Source organism: Pseudomonas sp. Pseusp97 (assembly GCF_047304025.1).
In the GTDB taxonomy this organism is placed as follows: domain Bacteria; phylum Pseudomonadota; class Gammaproteobacteria; order Pseudomonadales; family Pseudomonadaceae; genus Pseudomonas.
Genome location: NZ_JBGLYK010000332.1, coordinates 1 through 4,079, shown reverse-complemented (window position 1 = coordinate 4,079; position 4,079 = coordinate 1). Strand labels below are relative to the sequence as shown.

Below are 4,079 nucleotides of genomic sequence, written 5' to 3'. Positions count from 1 at the left end.
CGCAAGCCGCGTGACGCAGGCAGTGATCGTCCTGCTCGTGCGCCGTCACGAGACTGACGCGGCGCACGGCTGTCAGCGGAATCGCCACGCGGTGCGCGAGCCGGACGCTCGCTGGGCGCCAGCTTCTTGCCGAGCTTGCGCTCCTGGCGCTCGACCTTTTCCTTGGTCTTGGTGGAGACCGCCGGCAGGGCGACCGGAGTCAGGCCGACTTCCTCGCTGAGGATGTCCAGCTCGCGCTGGCCCATCTCGCGGTAGCGGCCCATGGTCAGTTCGGAGGTCAGGAACACCGGTCCGAAGCGCACGCGCTTCAGGCGGCTGACCACCACGCCCTGGGATTCCCACAGGCGTCGGACTTCACGGTTACGGCCTTCCATCACCACCACGTGGTACCAGTGGTTGAAGCCTTCGCCACCCGGCGCTTCCTGGATGTCGCTGAACTTGGCCGGGCCGTCTTCGAGCATCACGCCGGCTTTCAGGCGCTCGATCATCTCCTCGTCGACTTCGCCACGCACGCGTACGGCGTACTCGCGGTCCATCTCGTAGGACGGGTGCATCAGGCGGTTGGCCAGCTCACCGTCGGTGGTGAACATCAGCAGGCCGGTGGTGTTGATGTCCAGGCGGCCGACGTTGATCCAGCGGCCGCTGCGCAGACGCGGCAGGCGGTCGAACACGGTGGGGCGGCCTTCCGGGTCGTCGCGGGTGCAGACTTCGCCTTCGGGCTTGTTGTAGATCAGCACGCGGCGGACGTGCTCTTCGATCTTCTCGCGCTTGAGCAGGCGGTCATCGACGGCGATGGCATCGCGGTCGCCCACGCGCTGGCCGAGGGTCGCCACGGCGCCATTGACCTTGACGCGGCCTTCTTCGATCCAGGCCTCGACGTCGCGGCGCGAGCCGACGCCCATGCGCGCGAGGACTTTCTGCAGTTTCTCGCCGGCCGGGGCTGGGGTAAGTTCTTCAAGGTTTTCGTGCGTGTCGGTCATCTGGGCACCTCCCGGTGTGGCATGCAACGAATAAAAAAGGTCGCGCATCATACGCGCTCGCGGGCGGTAAAGCACCGTCCGCAGTCGGGAAAGACTAGCCGACTTATAACGGGAACGAAGCCATGCAGCAGGAAGACGACTTCACCGGGGCCAAGCTCGCGCTGTTCCACGCCGGCCAGCTGGTGGTCTACAAGCGCGACGAAAAGCCCGGCATCCCCTACCCCGGCTGCTGGGATTTCCCCGGCGGCGGCCGCGAAGGCGACGAAACTCCGGCGCAATGCGCGCTGCGCGAACTGGAGGAAGAGTTTGCCCTGCGCCTGGATGAGCAGCGCATCGAATGGCAACGCCGCTACCCCGCCACCCACGGCCCGGCGCCCTGGGCGTGGTTCCTGGTGGCACGGCTGGAGCAGGCGGAATTCGAGGCCATCCGTTTCGGCGACGAAGGCCAGTACTGGCGCCTGATGCGCGTCAGCGAATACCTCGCCCACGAGCAGGCGGTGGATTACCTGCAGGAACGCCTGCGGCATTTCCTCGCAGGACGGCTGGACATCGCCTGATTCCGCGCCAGCGGCCGCTGATCCGTATTTGCGCGGCCTATCTGAATCTGTTTCCTGGCAACGCATTTTCCTAGATTGCCCGCTCACCGGAGCGCGCCGATCGGTATCGGTTCGCGCGTCCGGACGTTCTGTCACAAGCGGGAATCGAGCATGAACACGAGAAGCACGGAGCAGGCGTACAACTACAAGGTGGTCCGCCAGTTCGCCATCATGACGGTGGTCTGGGGCGTGGTCGGCATGGCCATGGGGGTACTGATCGCCTCCCAGCTGGTCTGGCCGCAACTGAACCTGGACCTGCCCTGGACCAGTTTCGGGCGCCTGCGCCCGCTGCACACCAGCCTGGTGATCTTCGCCTTCGGCGGCTGTGCGCTGTTCGCCACCAGCTATTACACGGTGCAGCGCACCTGCCGGACGCGGCTGTTTTCCGACAGTCTCGCGGCCTTCACCTTCTGGGGCTGGCAGGCGCTGATCGTGACCATGATGATCACGCTGCCGCTGGGCTACACCACCACCAAGGAGTACGCCGAGATCGAGTTCACCGGCGCGGTGTGGATGGCCATCGTCTGGGTCGCCTACGCGGTGGTGTTCTTCGGCACGCTGATGAAGCGCAGGACCTCGCACATCTATGTGGGCAACTGGTTCTTCGCCGCCTTCATCCTGGTCACGGCGATGCTGCACATCGTCAACCACCTGGCCATCCCGGTGGACTGGTTCAAGTCCTATCCGGTGTACTCCGGCGCCACCGACGCCATGGTGCAGTGGTGGTACGGCCACAACGCGGTGGGCTTCTTCCTCACCACCGGCTTCCTCGGGATGATGTACTACTTCGTGCCCAAGCAGGCCGGGCGCCCGGTGTATTCCTACCGGCTGTCCATCGTGCACTTCTGGGCGCTGATCACCCTTTACATCTGGGCCGGCCCACACCACCTGCACTACACCGCCCTGCCCGACTGGGCGCAGTCGCTGGGCATGGTGATGTCGCTGATCCTGCTCGCTCCGAGCTGGGGCGGGATGATCAACGGCATGATGACGCTGTCGGGGGCCTGGCATAAGTTGCGCACCGACCCGATCCTGCGTTTCCTGGTGGTCTCCCTGGCGTTCTACGGCATGTCGACCTTCGAAGGTCCGATGATGGCGATCAAGACCGTCAACGCCCTGTCTCACTACACTGACTGGACCATCGGCCACGTCCATGCCGGCGCGCTGGGCTGGGTAGCGATGATTTCCATCGGCTCGCTCTACCACCTGATCCCCAAGGTCTTCGGTCGCGAACAGATGCACAGCATCGGTCTGATCAACGCACACTTCTGGCTGGCCACCATCGGCACGGTCCTCTACATCGCCTCGATGTGGGTCAACGGCATCACCCAGGGCCTGATGTGGCGGGCGGTGAACGCCGACGGCACGCTCACCTACTCCTTCGTCGAAGCGCTGCAGGCCAGCCACCCCGGCTTCGTGGTGCGCATGAGCGGCGGCATGCTGTTCCTCGCCGGCATGCTGCTGATGGCCTGGAATACCTGGATGACCGTGCGCCAGGCGCGCCCGGAAGCCCTGCGCGTCGCCGAGCGGATGGCCTGAGATGACACTCTGGCTGGGGCTGGCCGGCCTGCTGGCACTGTACTTCGGCGTCGGCTGGTGCCTGCGGGCGCACCACGGGCGCGGTATCGAGGAAGCGCGCATGCTGCCCTTCGCCGATGACGACGAGGTCGCCCGGCGCATGGAGAAAGCCACGGGGCGCAGCCGCACGGGCTGCGCCTGCCCCGGCCATTGCCAGGGCGATTGCGAGCACTGGCGCGACTGGCAGCCCTAGCGCGGCATCCCGCGCAAAGGCCTGCGACAGAGCGCCGCATCACCTTCGTCAATTTTCATTAGCAAGCACATCAATTTCCCGGCGGGCAGCCCGAGGAGGAATATCACTCCCGTGCCCCGCCACCTGATGGACGCCTGCAGCATCGTCCCCTGTCCTGTCTGGACCCCAGGACAGACATCATCGATGCCAGTGCTCCCCGGTGGGGCTTTCAAACCCATTCAAGGGCCACAGGCCCTTCACCGAGGAAATACAGAAATGAAGCTTGCCTCTGTCGTGTCGGCTGTCATCTCCAGCCTCGCCCCGATGGCTTTTGCCCAGGACGCAATCAAGAACCCCGGCGCCGACCTGCCGGCCACCGAATACCACTACGGCATGTCCCTGGACGTCGACAAGGTCCTGCACCGCACCGACAACTCCGGCAAGGTCGGCATCGTGCCGGCATACATGGTCTACCAGGATCACCAGGGCGAGACCCACAAGGTCCGCTTCCTCGAATGGGGCGGCAGCACCAGCCAGGGCTGAGCCGCGAAGAGCATCGTCCTCCGGCCGTCGTGGCCAAACCCCGCGAGCCTGTGGTGGCGGTCGGGGGGCGATCCTGATTTCCCCGCCGGTAGACGGCTTCCCCTGTAGGAGCGGGGGGTGTGGGGCGACAAAACAGCCAAGGGGGGGGGCGGGGGGGCGGTGGGGGCGCAGAAGGGCCGGGGCCAAAAGAAGAGGGGGGGGGCGCCCCAA

At 65.5% G+C, this 4,079-nt stretch carries 5 protein-coding genes; 4 read left to right on the top strand and 1 reads right to left on the bottom strand.

Annotated features, from left to right (window positions below):
* Positions 1-980: 23S rRNA pseudouridine(2605) synthase RluB (gene rluB / locus ACCC94_RS28260; RefSeq protein ID WP_413352905.1), on the bottom strand; the 980-nt coding region annotated here is incomplete at its 3' end.
* A 122-nt stretch (positions 981-1,102) separates the two neighbouring features.
* On the opposite strand from rluB, the gene ACCC94_RS28255 reads away from it, so the two are divergent.
* The 4 genes from ACCC94_RS28255 to ACCC94_RS28240 all read left to right on the top strand — a co-directional run bounded on the left by ACCC94_RS28255 (position 1,103) and on the right by ACCC94_RS28240 (position 3,869).
* Positions 1,103-1,537 carry an NUDIX hydrolase gene (locus tag ACCC94_RS28255; protein WP_413352904.1) on the top strand — a complete coding sequence of 145 codons (435 nt, stop codon included), beginning with the start codon at positions 1,103-1,105 and terminating at the stop codon, positions 1,535-1,537.
* A gap of 150 nt (positions 1,538-1,687) precedes the next feature.
* The gene (gene ccoN, locus ACCC94_RS28250) at positions 1,688-3,115 is read left to right on the top strand and encodes a cytochrome-c oxidase, cbb3-type subunit I (RefSeq protein WP_413352903.1); all 1,428 of its coding nucleotides are present in this window, start codon (positions 1,688-1,690) and stop codon (positions 3,113-3,115) included.
* A 1-nt stretch (position 3,116) separates the two neighbouring features.
* On the top strand, positions 3,117-3,347 hold the full coding sequence (locus ACCC94_RS28245; protein WP_413352902.1) for a cbb3-type cytochrome c oxidase subunit 3: 231 nt from the start codon (positions 3,117-3,119) through the stop codon (positions 3,345-3,347).
* A gap of 255 nt (positions 3,348-3,602) precedes the next feature.
* The gene (locus ACCC94_RS28240; protein WP_413352901.1) at positions 3,603-3,869 is read left to right on the top strand and encodes a DUF2790 domain-containing protein; all 267 of its coding nucleotides are present in this window, start codon (positions 3,603-3,605) and stop codon (positions 3,867-3,869) included.
* The last annotated feature ends 210 nt before the right edge of the window (positions 3,870-4,079 follow it).

Excerpts from the sequence above, each read along its gene's own strand:
- ACCC94_RS28255 (WP_413352904.1), top strand. The coding sequence starts at position 1,103 with ATGCAGCAGGAAGACGACTTCACCGGGGCCAAGCTCGCGCTGTTCCAC.
- ccoN (WP_413352903.1), top strand. The coding sequence starts at position 1,688 with ATGAACACGAGAAGCACGGAGCAGGCGTACAACTACAAGGTGGTCCGC.
- ACCC94_RS28245 (WP_413352902.1), top strand. The coding sequence starts at position 3,117 with ATGACACTCTGGCTGGGGCTGGCCGGCCTGCTGGCACTGTACTTCGGC.
- ACCC94_RS28240 (WP_413352901.1), top strand. The coding sequence starts at position 3,603 with ATGAAGCTTGCCTCTGTCGTGTCGGCTGTCATCTCCAGCCTCGCCCCG.